The sequence below is a fragment of the Mesorhizobium sp. P3_A10 genome (assembly GCF_056403175.1).
The window spans coordinates 278,260-299,407 of the sequence record NZ_JBFUFZ010000006.1 but is presented as its reverse complement, the minus strand read 5'-3'; the positions used below and the strand labels follow the sequence as shown (position 1 = coordinate 299,407).

Annotated in this window: 19 protein-coding genes; 12 read left to right on the top strand and 7 right to left on the bottom strand. The window is 62.8% G+C overall.

The genetic code is table 11. The annotated features are described in order from the left end of the window. Positions 1 to 10 precede the first annotated feature (10 nt). Positions 11 to 757 (bottom strand): cytochrome c biogenesis CcdA family protein, encoded by a 747-nt coding sequence (locus AC1DXU_RS23105; RefSeq protein ID WP_477372706.1) that lies wholly within the window; start codon positions 755 to 757, stop codon positions 11 to 13. 200 nt (positions 758 to 957) lie between these two features. Here AC1DXU_RS23105 and AC1DXU_RS23100 point away from each other — a divergent pair, with 200 nt between their 5' ends. From AC1DXU_RS23100 to rpmG, 8 genes are all read left to right on the top strand, one after another. Then, entirely contained in the window at positions 958 to 1,335 is a 378-nt protein-coding gene (locus tag AC1DXU_RS23100) for a COG4315 family predicted lipoprotein (RefSeq protein WP_477372704.1), read from the top strand. 341 nt (positions 1,336 to 1,676) lie between these two features. Further along, entirely contained in the window at positions 1,677 to 4,313 is a 2,637-nt protein-coding gene (gene topA / locus AC1DXU_RS23095; protein ID WP_477314222.1) for a type I DNA topoisomerase, read from the top strand. Positions 4,314 to 4,318: 5 nt separating this feature from the next. After that, positions 4,319 to 6,625 (top strand): ribonuclease R, encoded by a 2,307-nt coding sequence (rnr, locus tag AC1DXU_RS23090; RefSeq protein ID WP_477372702.1) that lies wholly within the window; start codon positions 4,319 to 4,321, stop codon positions 6,623 to 6,625. Beyond that, complete coding sequence (locus tag AC1DXU_RS23085) at positions 6,625 to 7,074, top strand: DUF983 domain-containing protein (RefSeq protein ID WP_477372700.1); 450 nt, start codon at positions 6,625 to 6,627, stop codon at positions 7,072 to 7,074. The genes rnr and AC1DXU_RS23085 overlap by 1 nt, the downstream gene beginning before the upstream one ends. A 177-nt stretch (positions 7,075 to 7,251) precedes the next feature. Continuing rightward, positions 7,252 to 7,992, top strand: a complete 741-nt coding sequence (locus AC1DXU_RS23080; protein WP_477372910.1) for an NUDIX hydrolase — start codon at positions 7,252 to 7,254, stop codon at positions 7,990 to 7,992. 23 nt (positions 7,993 to 8,015) lie between these two features. Next, entirely contained in the window at positions 8,016 to 9,191 is a 1,176-nt protein-coding gene (locus AC1DXU_RS23075; RefSeq protein WP_477372698.1) for an MFS transporter, read from the top strand. Between the two features lie 114 nt (positions 9,192 to 9,305). Next, entirely contained in the window at positions 9,306 to 9,764 is a 459-nt protein-coding gene (locus AC1DXU_RS23070) for a YqfO family protein (protein ID WP_477372696.1), read from the top strand. A 155-nt stretch (positions 9,765 to 9,919) separates the two neighbouring features. Continuing rightward, the gene (gene rpmG, locus AC1DXU_RS23065) at positions 9,920 to 10,087 is read left to right on the top strand and encodes a 50S ribosomal protein L33 (protein ID WP_006201775.1); all 168 of its coding nucleotides are present in this window, start codon (positions 9,920 to 9,922) and stop codon (positions 10,085 to 10,087) included. Positions 10,088 to 10,480: 393 nt separating this feature from the next. On the opposite strand, the gene AC1DXU_RS23060 is transcribed toward rpmG, so the two are convergent. Continuing rightward, positions 10,481 to 11,854 carry a PleD family two-component system response regulator gene (locus AC1DXU_RS23060; protein ID WP_477372694.1) on the bottom strand — a complete coding sequence of 458 codons (1,374 nt, stop codon included), beginning with the start codon at positions 11,852 to 11,854 and terminating at the stop codon, positions 10,481 to 10,483. A gap of 33 nt (positions 11,855 to 11,887) precedes the next feature. After that, positions 11,888 to 12,259 (bottom strand): response regulator, encoded by a 372-nt coding sequence (locus tag AC1DXU_RS23055; protein ID WP_023667574.1) that lies wholly within the window; start codon positions 12,257 to 12,259, stop codon positions 11,888 to 11,890. A 239-nt stretch (positions 12,260 to 12,498) separates the two neighbouring features. Here AC1DXU_RS23055 and AC1DXU_RS23050 point away from each other — a divergent pair, with 239 nt between their 5' ends. Together AC1DXU_RS23050 and AC1DXU_RS23045 are read left to right on the top strand one after the other, a co-directional pair. Continuing rightward, a complete protein-coding gene (locus tag AC1DXU_RS23050; RefSeq protein ID WP_112564834.1) occupies positions 12,499 to 12,798 on the top strand; it encodes a DUF3572 domain-containing protein in 300 nt (99 codons plus the stop codon). After that, the gene (locus AC1DXU_RS23045; protein ID WP_477372692.1) at positions 12,795 to 13,448 is read left to right on the top strand and encodes a hypothetical protein; all 654 of its coding nucleotides are present in this window, start codon (positions 12,795 to 12,797) and stop codon (positions 13,446 to 13,448) included. The genes AC1DXU_RS23050 and AC1DXU_RS23045 overlap by 4 nt, the downstream gene beginning before the upstream one ends. A 33-nt stretch (positions 13,449 to 13,481) precedes the next feature. Here the strand turns inward: AC1DXU_RS23045 and AC1DXU_RS23040 are convergent, their stop codons facing one another. Together AC1DXU_RS23040 and AC1DXU_RS23035 are read right to left on the bottom strand one after the other, a co-directional pair. Further along, positions 13,482 to 15,011 (bottom strand): hypothetical protein, encoded by a 1,530-nt coding sequence (locus AC1DXU_RS23040; protein ID WP_477372691.1) that lies wholly within the window; start codon positions 15,009 to 15,011, stop codon positions 13,482 to 13,484. Between the two features lie 102 nt (positions 15,012 to 15,113). Further along, on the bottom strand, positions 15,114 to 15,689 hold the full coding sequence (locus AC1DXU_RS23035) for an N-acetyltransferase family protein (RefSeq protein WP_477372689.1): 576 nt from the start codon (positions 15,687 to 15,689) through the stop codon (positions 15,114 to 15,116). 65 nt (positions 15,690 to 15,754) lie between these two features. On the opposite strand from AC1DXU_RS23035, the gene AC1DXU_RS23030 reads away from it, so the two are divergent. Beyond that, a complete protein-coding gene (locus tag AC1DXU_RS23030) occupies positions 15,755 to 17,083 on the top strand; it encodes a DNA polymerase IV (RefSeq protein WP_477372687.1) in 1,329 nt (442 codons plus the stop codon). Between the two features lie 63 nt (positions 17,084 to 17,146). Here AC1DXU_RS23030 and AC1DXU_RS23025 read toward each other — a convergent pair whose 3' ends face one another. Further along, the gene (locus AC1DXU_RS23025; RefSeq protein ID WP_477372908.1) at positions 17,147 to 17,653 is read right to left on the bottom strand and encodes a hypothetical protein; all 507 of its coding nucleotides are present in this window, start codon (positions 17,651 to 17,653) and stop codon (positions 17,147 to 17,149) included. A gap of 183 nt (positions 17,654 to 17,836) precedes the next feature. On the opposite strand from AC1DXU_RS23025, the gene AC1DXU_RS23020 reads away from it, so the two are divergent. Beyond that, positions 17,837 to 18,718 carry a DMT family transporter gene (locus AC1DXU_RS23020; RefSeq protein ID WP_477372685.1) on the top strand — a complete coding sequence of 294 codons (882 nt, stop codon included), beginning with the start codon at positions 17,837 to 17,839 and terminating at the stop codon, positions 18,716 to 18,718. A gap of 105 nt (positions 18,719 to 18,823) precedes the next feature. On the opposite strand, the gene AC1DXU_RS23015 is transcribed toward AC1DXU_RS23020, so the two are convergent. Continuing rightward, entirely contained in the window at positions 18,824 to 20,521 is a 1,698-nt protein-coding gene (locus AC1DXU_RS23015; RefSeq protein WP_477372683.1) for a DUF7055 domain-containing protein, read from the bottom strand. Positions 20,522 to 21,148: the final 627 nt, after the last annotated feature.

Sequence of the window (21,148 nt, the reverse complement as noted above, 5' to 3'; positions counted from 1 at the left end):
AGGCGGACACCTACCCCAGCTGCCCCAGCACCGGAAAGTTCTCCAGCAGCCAGTAGGACGCGGCCTGCACGCCGCCGGTGAGGAAAAACACGCCGGCGACCACCAGCAGCGCGCCGATGGCCTTTTCGACACGGCCGAGATGGACGCGGAACTTTCCGAGAAAACGCATGAAGGCGCCGGAAAACAGCGCCGCGATCAGGAACGGAATGCCGAGCCCAAGCGAATAGGCGGCGAGCAGCAATGCGCCCTCGCCCACGGTCTCGCGGCCACCCGCCAGCGTCAGGATCGGCCCCAGCACCGGGCCGATGCACGGCGTCCAGCCGAAGGCGAAGGCCAGCCCCATGACATAGGCGGCGATCAGGCTGGCAGGCTTGCCCTGTGACTGAAACCGCGCCTCGCGCGACAATAGCGGGATACGCAGGATGCCGAGGAAATTCAGGCCCATCAGGATGATCAGCACGCCGGCGGCCATCGCCAGTTGCTCCTGCCAGACGCGCAGCAAATGGCCGATGGTCGAAGCGCCGGCGCCGAGCGCCACGAACACCGTGGAGAAACCGAGCACGAAGGCGAGCGAGGAATAAAGCAGCGCGCCGCGCGCGCCGGCCTTTGCCGTGGCGCCGGCGTCGCCGCGGAAATCGTCGACCGAGACGCCGGCCATGTAGCACAGGTAAGGCGGCACCAGCGGCAGCACGCAAGGCGACAGGAACGAGATCGCCCCTGCCCCGACCGCGCTGACATAGCCGATGTCCAATGCCATTTCCGTCTCCTGGTCCTTGCGCTGCCATATAGCCGCGACCGTACCCGTCCGCCAATCACCATCGCGTGGCAAGTCGTCGCCGTGCCCGACGGGATTGACTAGGAAGTCAGGATTGACCGGGAAGAAACCGCCGCCGGGCGGCGTTTGCAGAACGAGGCCGCGATTGTCCGCGCGCTTCGAGATCACCCAGGGAGATTCCGATGAAAACGATAACAGCAGGCTTGGCCGCGCTTTTGCTCAGCACCGCCGCATCCTTCGCTGCCGAGGCGTGGAAGGAAGCCGAGGTCGGAGGCGTCAAGATTTACACCGATGCCAACGGCATGACGCTCTATACCTACGACAAGGACGAAAAAGGCAAGACCAACTGCTACGACAAATGCGCCACCAACTGGCCGCCGCTGAAGGCCGAGGCCGGCGCCAAGGCGGATGACGAATGGAGCGTCGTCGACCGCACCGACGGCACCAAGATGTGGGCCTATGACGGCAAGCCGGTCTACACCTTCATCAAGGACAAGAAGGCCGGCGATGTCACCGGCGACGGCGTCGGCGAGGTCTGGCATATCGTCAAGGCCGACTGATTTTCGAACCTGGATTCCCGCTCCATCGGCGGGAAAAGGGCTGGCTGCCGGATTCCCCCTCCAAGCCCCCTCCGGCGGCCAGCCTTTTGCCTATCGTGACGACCGGCTAGCGACGGCCCCCCGAGTCGTTTCCCGGGGGGCCTGGGACACAAAGTGCTCTTGCCCAAAATTCTGTGATTTTCTCCATACACTCTAAGAGTGTATTGCTGCCGACATCCCCGCAATTTGGGCGCTTCCCCTTGACCGGATGCAAAAGCGCGGCCATGTGAGCGACAAATTGTACGAGATTTCGTCGCGCGCAGCGGAATTCTTCTGCCGCACCACAGCTGATATGAGACCTCATGGACGTCGTCGTCGTCGAATCGCCGGCCAAGGCAAAGACAATCAACAAGTACCTCGGCAAGAACTATAAGGTTCTGGCCTCGTTCGGTCACGTCCGCGATCTGCCGGCCAAGGATGGCTCGGTGCGTCCGGACGAGGATTTCGCCATGTCCTGGGCCGTCGACACGGCCTCGGGCAAGCGCCTCGCCGACATCGCCAAGGCGGTCAAGGACGCCGATGGCCTGATCCTCGCCACCGATCCGGATCGCGAGGGCGAGGCGATTTCCTGGCACGTGCTGGAAGTGCTGAAGCAGAAGCGTGCGCTGAAGGACAAGCCGGTCAGCCGCGTCGTCTTCAACGCCATCACCAAATCGTCGGTGCTGGAAGCGATGGCCAATCCGCGCCAGATCGACGCTCCGCTGGTCGATGCCTATCTCGCCCGCCGCGCGCTCGACTATCTCGTCGGCTTCACGCTGTCGCCGGTGCTCTGGCGCAAGCTACCGGGCGCCCGCTCCGCCGGCCGCGTCCAGTCGGTGGCGCTGCGCCTCGTCTGCGACCGCGAATCCGAGATCGAGCGCTTCATCCGCGAGGAATACTGGCAAGTCGCCGCCATCCTCGGCACGCCGCGCAAGGAGAATTTCGAAGCACGGCTGACCGCCTTCGACCGCAAGAAGCTGCAAAAACTCGACATTGCCAACAAGGCGCAGGCCGACGACATCAAGGCGATGCTCGAAGGCGCCACCTTCAAGGCGCTGTCGGTCGAAGCCAAGCCGACGAGGCGCAATCCCGGTCCGCCCTTCACCACCTCGACGCTGCAGCAGGCGGCGTCATCGGGCCTCGGCTTCTCGGCCAGCCGCACCATGCAAGTGGCGCAGCGGCTGTATGAAGGCATGGAAATCGGCGGCGAGACCACCGGTCTGATCACCTATATGCGAACCGACGGCGTGCAGATGGCGCCCGAGGCGATCGCCGCTGCGCGCGACGCCATCGTCAAGGAGTTCGGCCCCAAATACCTGCCGGAAAACCCGCGTCAGTACACCACCAAGGCCAAGAACGCCCAGGAAGCCCACGAGGCGATCCGTCCGACCGATTTCATGCGCACGCCCGCCTCGGTCAGGCAATATCTCGATTCCGACCAGATGCGGCTCTATGAGTTGATCTGGAAGCGCGCCATCTCCAGCCAGATGCAGCCGGCGGAGATCGAGCGCACCACGGTCGAGATCGAGGCGGTCAACGGCCCCCGCACCGCCGAGCTTCGCGCCGTCGGTTCGGTCGTCCGCTTCGACGGCTTCATTGCCGCCTACACCGACCAGAAGGACGACGATGCGGAAGACGAGGAAAACCGCCGTCTGCCCGAAATCCGCGCCGGCGAACAGCTTGCCCGCGAAGCAATCAACGCCACCCAGCACTCCACCGAACCGCCGCCGCGCTATTCCGAAGCGTCGTTGATCAAGAAGCTGGAAGAACTCGGCATCGGCCGTCCGTCGACCTACACGGCGATCCTGAAGACACTCGAGGACCGCGACTACGTCACCCTCGACAAGCGGCGGCTGGTGCCGCAGGCCAAGGGCCGTCTGCTATCGGCCTTCCTCGAAAGCTTCTTCCGGCGCTATGTCGAGTATGACTTCACCGCGTCTCTCGAAGAAAAGCTCGACGAGATTTCCGACGGCAAGCTCGCCTGGAAGGACGTGCTGCGCGATTTCTGGAAGGATTTTTCCGGCGCCGTCGCCGACATCAAGGAACTGCGCGTCACCGACGTGCTCGATGCGCTGAACGAAGAACTGGCGCCGCTGGTGTTTCCCGCGCGCGAAGACGGCTCGAACCCGCGCATCTGCCCGAAATGCGGCACCGGCAATCTGTCGCTGAAGCTCGGCAAGTTCGGCGCCTTTGTCGGCTGCTCGAACTATCCCGAATGCTCGTTCACCCGCCAGCTCGGCGACGCCGCCAACCCCAATGGCGAGAATGGCGGCGGCGAGGACGGCACCAAGGTGATCGGCAAGGATCCGTACACAGCCGAGGAAATCACGCTGCGCAGCGGCCGCTTCGGCCCCTATCTGCAGCGCGGCGACGGCAAGGAAGCCAAGCGCTCCAGCCTGCCCAAGGGCTGGACGGTCGAGTCCATCGACCACGAAAAGGCGCTCGCTCTGCTGTCGCTGCCACGCGATGTCGGCAAGCATCCGGAGAGCGGCAAGATGATCTCAGCCGGCCTGGGGCGCTATGGTCCGTTCGTGCTGCATGACGGCACCTACGCCAATCTCGAAGGCATCGACGAGGTGTTTTCGATCGGCCTCAACCGCGCCGTGTCGGTAATTGCCGAGAAGCAATTAAAGGGCAAGGGCGGCCGCAATGGCGGCACCGCCGCTGCGCTGAAGGAGCTTGGCGACCATCCGGACGGCGGCGGCAAGATCGTCGTGCGCGACGGCAAATACGGGCCTTACGTGAACTTCGGCAAGGTCAACGCGACGCTGCCCAAGGGCAAGGACCCGCAGTCGGTGACGATCGAGGACGCACTGGCGCTGATTGCCGAGAAGGAAGCCAAGGGCGGCGGTGGCAAGAAGCCTTTCCGCAAGGCGGCAGCGGCCAAGGCCCCGGCAGCCAAGAAGACAGCAACCAAGAAGGCGGCGGCGAAGAAGCCGGCGGCCAAGAAAAAGGGATAAGCAGCGTGGCGCGCAGGATCACCGGTAGAACCCACGGCGATCCGCGCACCGCTGATACCCGCGCCAAGGTCAAGGACGACTATCGCCCGTCCCGCGACGAAATCCTGCGCTACATCGCCGAAAATCCGGACCGCTCCGGAAAGCGCGAGATCGCCAAGGCGTTTGCGCTGCGCGGCGACGACCGCATCTGGCTGAAGGACATCTTGCGCGACCTGCAGGACGAGGGCCTGCTGACCAAGGAGCGCAAGCAGCTCGCCCGCGTCGGCGCCCTGCCCCATGTCGCCGTGCTCGACATCTTTGGCCGCGACGGCGACGGCATCTTGCTGGCGCATCCGGCCGAGGCCGTCGGCCCTGGCGAGCCGCCCGTCGTCTCGATCCGTGTGTCGCGCAGCGGCAATGGCCCGGCACCGGGCATCGGTGATCGCGTGCTGGCCAAGACCTTTCCGACCAATGAAGCGACCGGCCCCGCCTATACCGGGCGGGTGATGAAGATCTTCGAGAAGCGCACCGACGCCGTTCTAGGCATCTTTCGCGTGCTTCAGGACGGCACCTTTCGCATCGAACCGGTAGAGCGCCGCCAGCCCGAACTGATCGTCGACAAGGAATTCCAGAACGGCGCCAAGGACGGCGACCTGGTCGAGGTCGAGCCGGCTCGGGCCTCCCGCTACGGGCTGCCGAGAGCCAAGGTGCTCAACGTGCTGGGGTCGCTGACCAGCGAAAAGGCGGTCTCGATGATCGCCATCCACGCCCATGATATTCCGCACATCTTTCCGTCAGATGTCATCGCCGAATCGGAGGCGGTGAAGCCCGCGACGCTGGATCACCGCGAGGATTGGCGCGACCTGCCGCTGATCACCATCGACCCCGCCGACGCCAAGGACCATGACGACGCGGTGTTCGCCACGCCGGATCTTGATGAGAAGAACCCCGGCGGCGTCATCGCCACCGTCGCCATCGCCGATGTCGCCGCCTATGTCCGCTATGGCACGGCACTCGACCGCGAGGCGCTGAAGCGCGGCAATTCGGTCTATTTCCCCGACCGCGTCGTGCCGATGCTGCCCGAGCGCATTTCCAACGATCTTTGTTCGCTGCGCGAAGGCCAGGATCGGCCGGCGCTGGCGGTGCGCATGACTTTTTCCGCCGAAGGCCGCAAGCTCAGGCACTCCTTCCACCGCGTCATGATGAAGTCGGCGGCAAAACTGGCCTACCCGCAAGCGCAGGCCGCGATTGACGGGGCGCCCGACGACAAGACCGGCCCGATCCTCGACACCATACTGAAGCCGCTATGGGACGCCTACGCCATCCTGAAGCGTGGCCGCGATGGCCGCCAGCCTCTCGATCTCGATTTGCCCGAGCGCAAGATCATGCTCAAGCCGGACGGCACCGTCGATCGTGTCATCGTCCCGGAACGGCTCGACGCCCACAAGCTGATCGAAGAGTTCATGATCCAGGCCAACGTCGCCGCCGCAGAGACGTTGGAGGCAAAAAAACAGGAGCTGGTCTACCGCGTCCATGACGCGCCTTCGCTGGCCAAGCAGGAATCGCTGCGCGAGTTCCTGCAGACGCTCGGCCTGTCCTTGGCGCGCGGCGCGCAGATGCGGCCAAGCCAGTTCAACGGCATTCTGGAGCGCGTGCGTGGTGCCGACAATGAGGGGCTGGTCAACGAAGTGGTGCTGCGCTCGCAGAGCCAGGCCGAATATTCGCCCAAGAACATCGGCCATTTCGGCCTCAACCTGAAACGCTACGCGCATTTCACCTCGCCGATACGCCGCTATGCCGACCTGATCGTGCATCGCGGGCTGATTGCTGCCCTTGGCCTTGGTCCGGGCGGGCTGACGCAGGATGAGGAAGCGCGGCTCGAAGACGTGTCGGTGCTGATCTCCGGCACCGAGCGCCGCGCCATGGCAGCCGAGCGCGACACGGTTGACCGGCTGATTGCCGCCTATCTTGCCGAGCGCATTGACGATCGGTTCGACGCGCGTATTTCGGGCGTCACCAAATCGGGACTATTTGTCCAATTGCCACAATTTGGCGCAGATGGTTTCATCCCGGTGTCAACTCTCGGCGGCGATTACTATATATACGACGAGACGGCCCGATCGCTCTACGGAGAGCGCACCGGCAAGGGTTATCAGCTTGCCGACCGCGTCGAAGTCCGCCTTATCGAAGTGGCGCCCATGGCCGGCGCGATGCGCTTCGAGATGCTGACCGACCCGAAGCCGCTGCCCGGCTCCAAGCGGTCGTTTCACAAGGCCAAGGGCCGCGCCCGTGCGTCGCAATCGCGTCCAGGCTCGCGCGGCAGGAGACGATGATGCAAAACGAACTGGGTTTGGAACAAGTCTTCGGTGGCGAACATCATTCCGGCCGGGCCGCCCGCCCGCTGTGGACGGCCATGAAGCGCGGCCTGCTTGGCCGCTGCCCGCATTGCGGCGAGGGAAAACTGTTCCGCGCCTTCACCAAGACCGTCGACAAATGTGAAGTCTGCGGCGAGGACCTTCATCACCACCGCGCCGACGACCTGCCCGCCTATCTCGTCATCGTCATCGTCGGCCACATCGTGCTTGGCGCCTTCATGGGCGTCGAGGCGACGTCCACGTTGTCCCTCTGGCAGCACATCGCCATCTGGGTGCCGCTGACCATTCTTTTGGCGCTGGCGCTGCTGCAACCGGTCAAAGGCGCCGTCATCGGCCTGCAATGGGCGTTCTATATGCACGGCTTCGGTGGCGAAGAAGACAGGATCGAGTCTTATCCCGAGGCTTGAAATCAGGGTTGGCGCAATCGGCCATGGCTGAACGCCACTTTCGCATCCGAGAAGATTCCGCTAAAGCGCGTCGCGTGTGAAGGGATTCATGCGGCGCGCTTTTAATTTGTGTTTTCATGCATGTCGCTGCCCCAAAACCGCTACGCACTTTTGGGCGACATGCATCAGGTCGGACGTATGGACGGGATGACCAAGGCGGAAGTCGACAAGGTTGAGCGGCGCGAGATCCCGCATCACGCCAAGCCTATGCGCCCGCGTGACGCGGCGACGCTTATCCTGCTCGACCGCCAGGGCGATGAGTTTCTGGTGCTGATGGGCCGCCGCCATGCCGGCCACGCCTTCATGCCAGGAAAGTTCGTTTTTCCCGGCGGCCGCACCGATCCAGCCGACAGCCGTATACCCGTCGCCACCGCCTTGCACCCCCAGGAAGAAGCGAATTTGACCGCCGGCGTCGGCCGCACCAGCCTGGCGCGCGCCCGCGCTATTGCGCTCTCGGCGATCCGCGAAACCTATGAGGAAGCTGGCCTGCTCATCGGCCAGAAAGGCGCCTTTGCGACGGACAAGCGAGACTGGCAGGGTTTTGTCGAGCACGGCGTAACGCCTTCGCTGGCAGCGCTGCGCTTCATTGCCCGCGCCATCACCCCGCCCAACCGGGTGCGCCGTTTCGACACGCGCTTCCTTAGCGCCTGGCGCAGCGATGTGGTGGTCGAATTGCCGGGTGGCGGCCCGACCAACGAGCTCGAGGAACTGGTCTGGTTGCCGCTGGCCAAGGCCAGGGAAGCCGACATACCCGACATCACCCGCATGATCCTGGACGAGCTGCGGACGCGCCTTGCCCATGATCCGCAGCTGCGTCCGGGCGGTTCGGTGCCGTTCTACCGGCTGGTCCGCAACCGCTTCACCCGCGAAATTCTGTAAAGCATCGAGTAATCAGGCATCTCATGACGGTCGATACCCAACCACAGGGCGACGAACGCGTACACTGGCTGCCGATGATCGCGGCGATCTCGTCGATCAGCGTCGTCGGCATCGCCATCGGTCTCGGCATGCCGCTGCTCAGCGTCATCCTGGAAACACGCGGCCATTCGGCCTCGATGATCGGCCTCAACACCGCGGTCGCCGGCCTGGCCTCGATCGCCGGGGCCCCGCTCGCCACCCCGCTTGCCACGCGCTTCGGCGTCGCCTGGACGATGATCGCGATGATTGTTGCCGGCGCGCTGGCCTTCATCGGTTTCCATTTCGCGCCGGATTTCTGGATGTGGTTTCCGCTCCGCATCGTCCTGCACATCGCGCTGACGGTGCTGTTCATCCTGTCGGAGTTCTGGATCAGCACCTCGGCGCCGCCGCATCGGCGTGGCCTGGTCCTCGGCATCTACGCCACCGTGCTCTCGCTCGGCTTTGCCGCGGGACCGTGGATATTCGCCCATCTCGGCAGCGCCGGCTTCGCACCCTTCGGCGTCATCATCGGATTGGTGGCGCTGGCCGCCGTACCGGTGCTGGCCGCGCGGAACGAAAGCCCCACCATTGTGGCCGACGGCGAGACCAGCAATTTCCTGCGCTACATCTGGCTGGTGCCAACAGCGACCGCCGCCGTGCTGGTGTTCGGCGCCGTCGAAACCGGCGGTTTTGCGCTGTTCCCGGTCTATGGCAACCGCATCGGCTACTCCGAGGCCGACGCCGCCCTGCTGCTGACCATGATCGGCCTCGGCAACGTGCTGTTGCAGATCCCGATCGGCATGATCAGCGACCGCGTCTCGGACCGCCGCTATCTGCTTCTGGCCTGCGCCATCGTTGGACTTGCCGGCACCATCTTCATGCCGTTCTTCGCGCAGAACTGGCACCTGATGGCGGCACTTCTGTTCGTCTGGGGCGGCGTGGTCGCGGCCATGTACACGATCGGCCTTGCTCATCTCGGATCGCAGCTTTCCGGCCACGAACTGGCATCCGCCAACGCGGCCTTCGTGCTCTGTTACGGTGTCGGCATGGTGCTTGGGCCGCAGGCGATCGGCATCGGCATGGACGCTTTTGGACCGTCCGGTTTCGGTTGGGCGCTCGGCCTGTTCTTCGGCGCCTATATCGCCCTGGTCGGCGTCAGGCTCTTGCGAAAGTTTCTGTAGCGCACGGCATTGGCCGCCAGCCCACGGCGACACGCTGCGGCTGCTGACAGAACCGTGTCAGGAGCCTTCGGCTAAAAGAGTGTCCTCAAAAACTCCTGAGTTGAGGATATCTCCATGATCGACAGCGGCTTTGAAACCACATCCGTTCGCATGACGCTTCTGCTGCTGGTGACCTTTCAGGCGCCGGCCGCCGATGTCGACCGCATCATGGACGCGGTGGTCGCCATCGCGCCGCTGGTGATGGGCAAATATGACCGCAATGCCTATCAGTCGGCGCACGGCATCGAACGCTACAGGCCGCTGGAAGGCGCTGCCGCGGGCCCGGAAACCGAACTGCGGCGTCGCCCGGGCACTGTAGAGGTCTCGTTCGAATTGCCCGACGACCAGGCACTGGCCTCCCGGGTGGTCGAGGCCATTTTCCAGGCGCATTCCTATCAGGAGCCGGTGATCCGCATTCAGCCGATCCTTGCCAGCCGGTCCAAGGGGCTGGACGACCAGGCCAATCCGAATCGCTGGTGGAACACCACCGGGGACTGGAAGAAGGCCGCCTCACTGGTCAAGGAGGATGCATAGACTTCCCTTCTCCCACAAGGGGAGAAGGAAGAGGCCAGGTCGCGCGGGCTTGACTTTCAGGGCGCATTCTTTATGTGTCGCGCCAAGTTTCCCGCATCCGGGTGTTTCCCCGTGCTCCAGCGGCCAAAACTCCACCAACACAACGGACTGATATCATGGCCAAAGCCGCAAACATCAAGATCAAGCTTCTGTCGACCGCCGACACCGGTTTCTTCTACGTGACCAGCAAGAACAGCCGCACCAAGACCGACAAGCTGTCGTTCCGCAAGTACGACCCGGTCGCCAAGAAGCACGTCGAATTCAAGGAAACCAAGATCAAGTAATCTGGTTTCTTTCCGCGATAACAAAAACGCCGCCCATTGGGCGGCGTTTTTGTTTGAGCACGCGGAAAAGCACGAAGCTTCCGAAGCTTGGCGCGGACTCCTCATGTCATTGTTTTGAATAAGGGGGCCGGTCGGCGATTGGCAGCGGTACGAGGAGGCCACTATGTGCCAGCGCCGGCCGGCCGACCCCACGGACCCAGGAGATGCGGCGGACCTGAGCATCATGGGGTATTTTTCGGATCGATCCGGCAATCTGTCCTCGCGCCGGCTCCGTCTATGGGCTGCACATTTGCGCAATGGCTTATGGAAATCAACAATTTCTTAACCAAGGCGGCCGAATCGCTTGGATTAAGGTAAATTCCTAACCCTGTCGGGTTGACTGGATAATCGGGCCTACGCCGCCTTGGCGACGACGCGGTTGCGGCCGCCGCTCTTGGCTTCGTAGAGCGCAAGATCGGCGCGCTTCATCAGTGCCGCAACCGTATCCGCCCCCTTGAGCACCGACGACACGCCGACGCTGACGGTGACTTCGACCGTCTTGCCTTCATGATCGAGGGCAAAGGGAAGCTGGGCGATTTCGGCGCGAATGCGTTCGGCGACCTTTTCGGCGACCGCGCCATCCGTGTCCGGCATCACCACCACGAACTCCTCGCCGCCGAAGCGGCAGGCAAGGTCGATGCCGCGCACATTCTTGCGCAGCCGTCGCGCGAACTCGCGCAGCACCGCATCGCCGCCATCATGACCATAGGCGTCGTTGATGGTCTTGAAGCGGTCGAGATCGGTGATCATCACCGACAAGGGCCGTCGCCGCGCCACGGCGCGATCGAACAGCGTCTGCAGATGGCTGTCGAGATAGCGGCGGTTGTGCAGGCCGGTCAGCCCGTCGGTCACTGCCATCTCGATGGTCTGGGTGACGCTGGCGCGCAGCTGGTCATTGTAGCGCTTGCGGCGCACCTGCGTGCGCAGCCGCGCCAGCAGCTCCTGCTGGTCTATCGGCCGCATCAGATAGTCGTTGATGCCAAGTTCGAGGCCGCGGATGATGCGCCCCTCCTCGCCTTCCTGGGCCAGAAGGATGATCGGCAGGAAGCGGGTGCGATCGAGCGAACGCAACTGCGAGCACAGCCGCAGCGGATCGAAATCGGCAAAGGCCGTCGAGATCATGACGCATTCATAGGGCGCTTCGGCAGCCTGGAAGAAGCCTGCATGCGGATCGGTGGCAATGTCGAGATCGGCACTGTCGCGCAGCATCTTCTGGATACGCTCAACCGAGGATTTGCGCTCGTCGATCAGCAGAACCTTTGGCGTCACGTCTTCGGGCGTGAAGGTGCGGCTCAACAGCTCCTCGATGCCGATATTGCGTGTGGTCGAGGCGCGCAGGCGCAATTCGTCGGTCAGCGACTTCAACCGCACCAGGCTTTTGACGCGCGTCATCAGCTGCAGGTCATTGACCGGCTTGGTCAGGAAGTCGTCGGCGCCGGCTTCGAGACCACGCACCCTGTCCGCAACCTGGTCGAGTGCGGTGATCATCACCACCGGGATATGCGAAGTCGCCGGATCGCTCTTCAGCCGCCTGCAGACCTCGAACCCATCCATGCCAGGCATCATCACGTCGAGCAGCACGACATCGACCTTGCCGTTTTCGCAGGTCTCGATCGCGTCCGGTCCGTTGGAAGCGGTCAGCACGTCGAAATACTCGGCCAGCAGCCGGGCTTCGAGCAGCTTCACATTGGCAGGGATGTCGTCGACGACGAGGATCCGCGCAGTCATGTCATGAGGCTCCAGCTCGGCAGGCTATGCGCATCAGGCGTCGCCCAGATAGGATTTGATGGTTTCGATGAAACGCGGCACCGAGATCGGCTTGGAAATATACGCCTCGCAACCGCCCTGGCGAATGCGCTCTTCGTCGCCCTTCATGGCAAACGCGGTGACGGCGATGACCGGGATGGAGTGGAGGTCATCGTCCTCCTTCAGCCATTTGGTCACTTCCAGGCCTGACACTTCGGGCAGCTGGATATCCATCAAGATGAGATCGGGCCTGTGCTGGCGCGCCAGATCGAGCGCCTCCAGACCGTTGCGCGTGCGCACCGTCTCATAGCCGCTTGCTTCGATGAGGTCCCGAAAGAGCTTCATGTTGAGCTCGTTGTCCTCGACGATCATGACCTTCTTAGGCATCGATTTCCCGTCCCGACCGGCCTTCAGTCCGAAGCCTGCCGTCATGCGCCCTTTGCCGGAGCACACCAAACCCGTGTTCACTCTAAGGCAATATGATTGACGAAACGCAAACCCGCGGCCGCAAAAGCCATTCGGATTTCCGCCTCGAAAACCGCATTGGACCGGGGCGGTGGCTTGCCGCAGGCGACGCTAGCGATTACTGCGGAAAAGAGACTCATTTCCGCACCCAGAAGGTAGTGATGGCAAACGCAGCGTCAATGCGCGAGGAAGCCGAAACCATTGCCGTGAAGGCCCTGGGCTTCGTCGCCGCCGATCCGGAACTCCTGCCGCGCTTCCTGGCCATCACCGGCATCGAGGCACATTCCATCCGGCGCGCCGCCAGCGAGCCGGGATTCCTCGCCGGCGTGCTGCAGTTCATCCTTGCCCACGAACCGACCTTGTTGCGCTTCGCCGAGGAAACCGGCACGCCGCCGGCCTCCGTCGGCAAGGCGTTGCGGGCGCTGCCGCTTGGCGGCGACGATCATGAGCATTCGATATGAGCGATGATCCCGAAACCGCGCGCCAGATCGAGGAACTTGCCGCCGACGACCGGCCGCTGCTGGTGCTCGACGTCGACGATGTCGTGCTCGAATTCATCCGGCCGTTCCCGCGTTTCCTCCAGTCGCGCGGCTTCAAGCTGACGCTCGCCTCCTTCCGCCTCACCGGCAACATTGCCGAAACGGCGAACGGCCGGCTGATCGAACAGGAGGAGGTGACGGCGCTTCTGGGCGAATTCTTCGACGCACAGGCAGATTGGCAAAGCATCACCGATGGCGCGGCCGAAGCGCTGGCGAGCATCGGCGGCCGCGCCGAGATCATCCTTTTGACGGCCATGCCGCACAGGCATCGGGCGGCGCGCCGCGAACACCTCGACGCTCTCGGATTGAGCTACCCGCTTTTGACCACCGAAATGGCCAAGGGCCCGGCGGTGGCCAAACTGCGCGGCAACAAGGGCCGGCCGGTGGCCTTCGTCGACGACCAGCCGCACAATCTGGTGTCGGTGCGCAGCGCCGTTGCCGACGCCCACCTCTTCCACCTGATGGCCGACAATTCGCTGCGCGCATTCCTGCCGCCGGTGTCGGACGACATCGTCGCCGTCGAGGATTGGCACGAGGCTATGCCGAAGATCGTAGCAGCGCTCGAGCTCTAAAAAGCCAGCAGCGTCAAGGTCCGACGCTCTCAGTCAGGGACTGAGCTTCGCCCCCGCACCGCCGCTGTTACCCTCGCCAAGGTTAGCACCCTGATCGGTGTTGTCTTCCACCGCCGGATCGGGGCCTTTCAGCATGGCGCCGTTGACCGCCACCGAGCCATCGTGCTTGGCGCTGATCACCCATTCCAGACGGCCGTCCGGCAGGGTCTTGGCAAATCCCTTGATGGCCAGGGCGCCGGTGAAAGCCTGCGAAGCCTGAGGGTCGGTCCTCGCCGCCTCCTGCAGGCTTGCCACGATCTTGTCATAGCCGGTGACGTCGATGGTCATGTTGGCATCGGGCTTCTCGCCATCGGGAAACGTCATGTCGCCCTCCAGCGCGATTTCAGCACCGCCGCTCTTGACCGTGCTGTGGCCGATGACGATCTTGGGACCATTGGCCAGGAAGTCAGCCTTCAGCCCCTCGCCAAACTCGTCCGACAACGGCGGGTTCTTGTTGAGATCGAAGGCTTCGATTGCCTTCTTCGCCATGGTGTCGAGATCGATGTTGGCGCCGCCGAAATTGAGATCGAAATCGGTGGGCAGCAGCGCCACGCTCCAGGCCGGAACAAGATACTGCGGTATCGAGAGCCCCGACGCTTTGATCCCGTAATTGATCGTCCCGCTGCGGGCGACGCCGTCCATGCCGAAAGCAACACCCACATTGGCCGCGCCGAAACTGCCGACCGGGCTGCCGACGCTGAAATCCTTGAAGCCGTAAGCACCATCGACCCGCTCCCACAGCGGCAGCGCGGCCAGGAGGTGCGACTTGAGCTCGGCCTGGTTGGCCTTCAGCTTCGCCTCATCCTCATTGGCCACGGCGAAGGCCAACAGGTCCAGAAGAGGCTTCGTGCGCAGCCCCTTGCCTTTCGCGTCCACCGACAATTCGGGCGACTTGACCGTCAGCGGGATTTTCTGCCCGTTGTTCGGGTTATCGATCGTGACCGAGTCGGCAAAATCGGCGATTGTCTGAACCAGGTTGAAATCGACACCGCCATTTGCGCCCTTCGTAGCGCTCATTGTGGCGGTTCCAGCACCAGAACTCATCTCCGTGCGCTGCTTGGCGTCCTGCGACGTCATCGTCATGCCTTCCAGCGACGACGTCGCGCTGCTGAAAGCCGCCAGTTCGGTATCGTAGATGCCGACGAACTTGCCGCCCTTGATCGACATCTTCATGCTTTGCGGCCCCTGAGGCCCGTTGAACTCCATCGTCCCTTCCGGTGCCAGATTGCCTGAAACATCCCACGCGCCATCGCTGCGTGGCTTGGTCAACAGCGCATAGGGCGTGAGATCAAGCTTCAAGCCATCCTCTTTTGCGAAGAGTTCCACGAGCGGCTTGAAATCGAATGCGAGTTTGTAGGAATCGCCGTCGACCGAAATCTTCAGAAACCCGATGTCGAACGGCGTCTTGCCGAAATAGCGCGCCAGATTGTCGGTAAGCTGCTTGGCGCCTTGGCTGTCGACCGTCTGGCCAAAGGCCGGTACGCTGCAGGCAAGAAGCAAAACAAATGGCAAAACGCGCTTCATATCGATCCTCCACTCTATTACGGCCGTCAAAACCGTTCTTGCCACTGGTAGGGAAATACCATCACGGCTGCAAGACAAGGCGCATGAATTGCCGGCGATTGCCTACAACACCAGCCGCATCAACGGCCGGCCGCTCTTGCGCTCGACCAGCCGTTCGAAACCGGCCTTCTCGAACACCCGCGACGAGCCGACAAACAGGCCGATCGACCGCGAATCGCGCGACAGGTCGATCGGGCAGGCCTCGACCTGCCGCGCGCCGTTCTCGCGGGCAAAGGCGATGCCACCTTCGACCAGGCGGTGCGAGATGCCGCGCCCCCTCGCCTTGGCGCGGATGAAGAAGCAGGAGATCGCCCAGACGCCTGGATCCACGGCATCGGCCGGGTCGACCGGCGCCGAGCCCCTGCCCTGATTGTTCCATTCGGGCACGTCGGCACGCGGGCCGATCTGCATCCAGCCGACCGCCTTGTCGTCCTCGAAGGCCAGCAGCCCGGGCGGCGGCCCGGCCTCGATGCGCGCCTTGATATGATCCTTGTTGCGCTCGCGGCTGCTCTCGCGGCGCACCGACGGCGCCAGCCGGAAATGCGTGCACCAGCAGCCATAACAGGCGCCCTGCTTGCCGAAAAGATCTTCGAAATCCGCCCACAGCGCGGGCGCCAGCGGCTTTATGGTCGTGCTCATGCGTTCTCCCCAGGCCAAGCTTGTCGCTGCCCTCGGACTGACGTACCATTGCATTTGTTCTCTTTATGTTCGCAGCGATGGCGACCCCTGTCAACAATCCCGAGCACGGTTTTTGCCGCGACTGCCTGACCTTTCAGCGCGGCGAGGCACGCCGCTGCGAACGCTGCGGCAGCCCGAGACTTGCCCGCCATCCCGAACTCTACCGGCTGCACCTCGCCCATATCGACTGCGACGCCTTCTATGCGGCCGTCGAAAAGCGCGACAACCCGGCGCTGAAGGACCGGCCGCTGATCATCGGCGGCGGCAAGCGCGGCGTCGTGTCCACCGCTTGCTACATCGCCCGCATCCATGGCGTGCGCTCGGCAATGCCGATGTTCAAGGCGCTCGAAGCCTGTCCGGAAGCCGTCGTCATTCCGCCGGACATGGAAAAATACGTCCGGGTTGGGCGCGAAGTCCGCGCGTTGATGCAGGCATTGACGCCGCTGGTCGAGCCGCTCTCCATCGACGAGGCGTTTCTCGACCTTGCCGGCACCGAGCGGCTGCACGGCATGCCGCCTGCCGTGGTGCTGGCGCGGTTCGCGCTGACCGTCGAGAAGGAGATCGGCATCACTGTCTCGGCGGGCCTTTCCTACTGCAAGTTCCTCGCCAAGGTGGCGTCCGATTTCCGCAAGCCGCGCGGCCTCTCGGTGATCGGCGAGGCCGAAGCGCCAGGCTTTCTGGCCGAGCAGCCGGTGACACTGATCTGGGGCGTGGGAAAAGCCTTCGCCGCCACGCTGGAACGCGACGGCATTCGCAGCATCGGCCAGTTGCAGCGCATGGAGCGCGGTGATCTGATGCGCCGCTATGGCGTCATGGGCGACCGGCTCTACCACCTGTCGCGCGGCGAGGACGACCGCCGCGTCCATCCCGACCAGGACGCCAAGAGCGTATCGGCGGAAACCACCTTCGACACCGACATTGCAACCATGGACGAACTGGTGCCGGTGCTGAGAGCGCTGTCGGAAAAGGTCTCGGGGCGGCTGAAGAAATCAGGCATTGCCGGGCGCACCGTGGTGCTGAAGCTGAAGACGCAGGATTTCAAGCTCCGCACCCGCAACCGCCAGCTTGGCGACCCGACCCGGCTGGCCGACCGCATTTTCCAGACCGGGCTCGAACTGCTGCGCAAGGAAGCCGACGGCACGAAATACCGGCTGCTCGGCATCGGCGTCAGCGACCTCTCCGACGACGACAAGGCCGATCCGCCCGATCTCGTCGACATCCAGTCGCGCAAGCGCGCGATGGCCGAAGGCGCCATCGACACGCTGCGCGACAAGTTCGGCAACAAGGCGGTGGAAACCGGCTACACCTTCGGCAAGGGCCGCAACGCCCACCCGCCGGAGCCGATCGAGGATTAGACCATGATCCCGAAAAGTGGGCACCGGTTTTCGGAAAAGATCATGATCCAACCATAAGATAGATCAGATCCGTGTCAGATCGATCCGGCTCGTCACCACGCTCTTGCCGGTCTTCGGATCGACGTCGGTCACCGTCAGCCGCATGCCGTTGCCGCTGGTTTTCTCGACCGTCAGCCGCGCCTTGCGATCGCCGTTGACCTCTGTCGCCCAACGGATCCCGAGATTGATCGCGTTGCCCGAACGGCTGCCGGCGAGCTGTGCCGGCCCGGTGCGCGATCCGACATAAACGCCGCTGTACTTCGCACCCGCGACCTTCAAGTTGGCGCTGATGGCCCGCGTGACCACGATCAGACCGCGGCAATTACCATCCAGCGAGAGCGAGGTTGAGGTCGCATTCGACTTGAAGCTGCAGGATACGCCAACGTTCGGCACATCGGTGGTTACCTGGACCGTGCCCTTGCCGGAGAAATTCCCCTGCAAGGAGCTGAGAAAATCAGCCTCGTCGGCATGGGCTGCGCCGCTTGCGGCTATCAAGCAGCCGGCAAGCAGAAATCGCGAGAATGATTTCATCGGAACTCTCCCATTGGTATTGAAAAACAGCACTTCCAACAAATTTGGCAAATACCGGGAATCAACGTCCGCCGAGGCGTCAGGTTCCGCTTCCAGTATGTCTGTTTTGCAACGCGGCTGTGGCCCAGTCGAATGCGGCGGCTAGCGGTTGCGGCAAAGGTCCCGACTTGCGAGATAGCGCGCATGGCTCCTGCACCCTCGATCCCTAAGGCCGCGTTCTGGATGGCGCTGTCGATCGCGTCGTTCCTGGCGATGTCTGTCGCCGGCCGCGCCACGACTGCCCAACTCAACGTCTTCCAGGTGTTGGAACTGCGCTCGGTAATCGGCTTTTTCATCCTTTTGCCGCTGGTGATGATGAGCGGCGGCTTTGCCGCAATGCGCACGCAGCGCCCCGTCGCCCATCTCGCCCGCAACGTCATCCACTACACCGGCCAGGCGGCATGGCTTTATGCATTGACGCTGATCCCGCTGGCCGTGCTGATCTCGATCGAATTCACGACGCCGATCTGGACGGCGCTTCTGGCCGTCGGCTTCCTCGGCGAGAGGCTGTCCCGGCCCAAGCTGGCGGCGATCGCGCTGGGCCTGATCGGCGTGGTGATCATCGTGCGGCCCGGCGTCGGCGCTGTCGACCCGGGACACCTCATCGTGCTTGGTGCCGCCGTCTGCTTCGGCATTTCGGTGGTCATGGTCAAGTCGTTGACGCGCACCGACAGCGTCGTGCGCATCATCTTCTGGATGCTGATTATCCAGTCGGTGGTCGGCCTGATCCCGGCGCTCTACGAATGGCGCAATCCGCCGCTCGAACTCTGGCCGTGGATCGTGCTAATCGCCTTCAGCGGCATGTCTTCGCACTTCTGCATGGCCCGCGCGCTCGCCTATGCCGACGCGACGGTCATCTCGCCAATGGACTTTTTGCGCGTGCCGCTGTCGGCGCTGATCGGCTGGCTGCTTTACAGCGAGCAGATCGACGCCTTCACCGCCGGCGGCGCGCTGCTGATCCTGATGGGCAATCTGCTCAACCTGCAGCGCAAGGCACCGCAAGCAGCCGAGATCGCGGCATCCTAGCCATAAGGCTATTCACGCAGTCAATGCCTGGTTCGATCGCGATCCGACAGCTTGGCTGGCGTCGATACGACTGCCGTCACTCGCCTCGATCGAGCGGCACTCGGCTCAGTCATAGACGCCATTAAATAGAAGCTTGTTGTCATCGCCGTCCTTGAAGTGTCCGGCGTACGAACCCGTCGGCAGCAGCAATGCTTCGCCTGTACCGTTGCGCAATGTTACGGTCTTTGGCCCGGTCGCAAGGTGAAATGGCGGGCCAAGCACGGTGCCGTCGATTTCAACCTGGCCCCATAGGGGCGTTCCATCGGAACTGTAGAGCGCATAGCTTCCAGCAATCGGAACATCAAAAATCTTCCGCTGACCCGGATAAATTCTGCTACCAGCTATCCTGAGGTTGGGCGCAATACGGACGTAACTGTTCAAGATCAGAGGCGCGACCACCGGATAGATATAGTCCATCCGGTAGGACCACAGGATCAGTTTCGGGGGAGACTTGCTAAGCACATTATAGGCCTCGGAGTGCCCGCTTTCCCGCAAAGTTTTGAGCAGGTAGTGTTTGTCGAGCCATAGAGTTGTCGGCTCCATTCGATTTGGCAGCATTCCAACGCCGTCGAAATACCGCTCGCCTGGTGCAAGCAATGACTCTGCACGCGCCACCAATTCAAGTTGGGCTGCATTGTCGAAGCGGAGGTAATGTACATTGGCAACGAAGCTTACCGCCATGGCGGCGGCGAGCGCTATCCACGCAACGCGCAGGTAACGCACGCGGGCGACGCCGTCGAACAGCGTCAATGACCATAGCGACATGAACGGCAACGCCATGATGAACACGTAAGGCCACGGCTGGGAGTGCGCGAAGACCAGCACAGTGACAACGACAGAGAAGATCAGCGCAATTCGCCTTCGCGCGTCGAGCTTCATGATCTGCATCAGAGACAGAGCCATGCCGGAGAAACAGACGACATAAAGAACATAGTTGCGGACGAGCGTCTGTAGCACGTATTGCCTCAGCACCCCGTAATCACCTCCTCCGCGGGTCGCAATCTCAATGGGGCCGAGTATGAGGTTCCTAGCAACAGGTACAGGGTCGGCGCCGCCGAAGACAAAGCAATAGGCGATGATGGGAACGGTCCATCCCAGCACGAGCCATGCGCCACGGGCCATGCCTGCTGCGTAGCGTCTCATCAAAGCCGCGTCGGCGACCAGACCAAGGCCAAGCGCAAGATTGAAGTAGACTGATTTCTGCGTCGCGAGGAACGATAGGCCGCTCAGGATGCCGGCAGCGACAAGCTGCAGTCTGCTCAATTCACGTGCCCGCAGGACGACCAGCAGCGCCGCCACGGCCAAGAACACCGCCAACGGTTCGGCGATGGTGCGAAAGATGCGCTCCATGAAATTCGAGAAGCACAGGAGGAGGAGGACAATGACCAAAGCACGGACCCGATCCTCTCCAAGTGCGCGAGCGCATGCGTAGACCAAAGCAATGGTCGCGCATGCCAACAGCGCAGTCTGCATACGACCGGCAAGCAGGATCGACCTGGCATCCCAACCGATCAGGTGGGCGATCTCGTAGAAGACCGCGTAGCCGACCGCCTTGGCGTGCCAGATTGTATGGAACAGGCCGTTAGAGAAATATTTAGCCCATCCGAGTTGGACGAATTCATCCATGACAAAGCGAGCGTTCCACGCCAAGGTGAAGAGCAAAACGATCTTAAGGGTGATCAGGACACTCAGAAAAATCGTCGCCGGGCGCCGCCCGAGACCGAATGGCTCGTTTGATCCGAGTCTCGCCCCCTGTGTATTCAAGATATCCCCCAAACCGTGTCTCAAGCAGGACTGCCGGCGCCTTCGCCGCACCCAACGGCAGCGCCCTTCGCGCTATCCCGGGCTGCCGCCGATCCACTCTCGACCAGCGAATTTATGGAGAGAAGCTCCGCCTCGCAGAGTAGGCCTTCGCGCGGCTATGCTCCGAGCGTCGCGTGAAACCGCATTGCGTGACTTTATCTTGGTCGCCCATGCAGGTTCGGGTGCTTGCGGGTCTCCGTTTCGGTCAGCCTGCGTTGAATGATTTCAACTACTTTTAGCCTCTCGCTCATTAAGAAAGGCCTTAGAGCAGGAAGCACTCTGGTTGAACTGGCATCCCAATCTATCAGGCTTGGTTTGCGCCCTAGAGTTTGGAGATGCGCTGTGCCTCAATCGCCTTGGCCTGTGCGCTCGTCGACCGTCTCCGTCACGCCCGGACCACCCGGCTTGCCGTTCAGCCGCATCTTGCCATGGCAGATGTCGTAAATCTTGGCGCACCGGTCACATGGGATAATCAGGCTGTTGACGGCCAGCACCACAGCAGGCGGGCTCGACGCGGCCACAGGCCTATGGCAGCTTGAATGAGTAGCCTAATGAGGACGTAAGGCGTATGGAAATCCCTCTCCGACA

Coding starts and splice junctions, on each gene's coding strand:
- topA (WP_477314222.1), top strand. CDS start 1,677: ATGGACGTCGTCGTCGTCGAATCGCCGGCCAAGGCAAAGACAATCAAC.
- AC1DXU_RS23060 (WP_477372694.1), bottom strand. CDS start 11,854: ATGACTGCGCGGATCCTCGTCGTCGACGACATCCCTGCCAATGTGAAG.
- AC1DXU_RS23105 (WP_477372706.1), bottom strand. CDS start 757: ATGGCATTGGACATCGGCTATGTCAGCGCGGTCGGGGCAGGGGCGATC.
- AC1DXU_RS23085 (WP_477372700.1), top strand. CDS start 6,625: ATGCAAAACGAACTGGGTTTGGAACAAGTCTTCGGTGGCGAACATCAT.
- AC1DXU_RS23050 (WP_112564834.1), top strand. CDS start 12,499: ATGGCAAACGCAGCGTCAATGCGCGAGGAAGCCGAAACCATTGCCGTG.
- AC1DXU_RS23100 (WP_477372704.1), top strand. CDS start 958: ATGAAAACGATAACAGCAGGCTTGGCCGCGCTTTTGCTCAGCACCGCC.
- AC1DXU_RS23040 (WP_477372691.1), bottom strand. CDS start 15,011: ATGAAGCGCGTTTTGCCATTTGTTTTGCTTCTTGCCTGCAGCGTACCG.
- AC1DXU_RS23020 (WP_477372685.1), top strand. CDS start 17,837: ATGGCTCCTGCACCCTCGATCCCTAAGGCCGCGTTCTGGATGGCGCTG.
- AC1DXU_RS23070 (WP_477372696.1), top strand. CDS start 9,306: ATGATCGACAGCGGCTTTGAAACCACATCCGTTCGCATGACGCTTCTG.
- AC1DXU_RS23030 (WP_477372687.1), top strand. CDS start 15,755: ATGTTCGCAGCGATGGCGACCCCTGTCAACAATCCCGAGCACGGTTTT.
- AC1DXU_RS23075 (WP_477372698.1), top strand. CDS start 8,016: ATGACGGTCGATACCCAACCACAGGGCGACGAACGCGTACACTGGCTG.
- AC1DXU_RS23055 (WP_023667574.1), bottom strand. CDS start 12,259: ATGCCTAAGAAGGTCATGATCGTCGAGGACAACGAGCTCAACATGAAG.
- AC1DXU_RS23035 (WP_477372689.1), bottom strand. CDS start 15,689: ATGAGCACGACCATAAAGCCGCTGGCGCCCGCGCTGTGGGCGGATTTC.
- AC1DXU_RS23080 (WP_477372910.1), top strand. CDS start 7,252: ATGGACGGGATGACCAAGGCGGAAGTCGACAAGGTTGAGCGGCGCGAG.
- AC1DXU_RS23045 (WP_477372692.1), top strand. CDS start 12,795: ATGAGCGATGATCCCGAAACCGCGCGCCAGATCGAGGAACTTGCCGCC.
- AC1DXU_RS23025 (WP_477372908.1), bottom strand. CDS start 17,653: ATGAAATCATTCTCGCGATTTCTGCTTGCCGGCTGCTTGATAGCCGCA.
- rpmG (WP_006201775.1), top strand. CDS start 9,920: ATGGCCAAAGCCGCAAACATCAAGATCAAGCTTCTGTCGACCGCCGAC.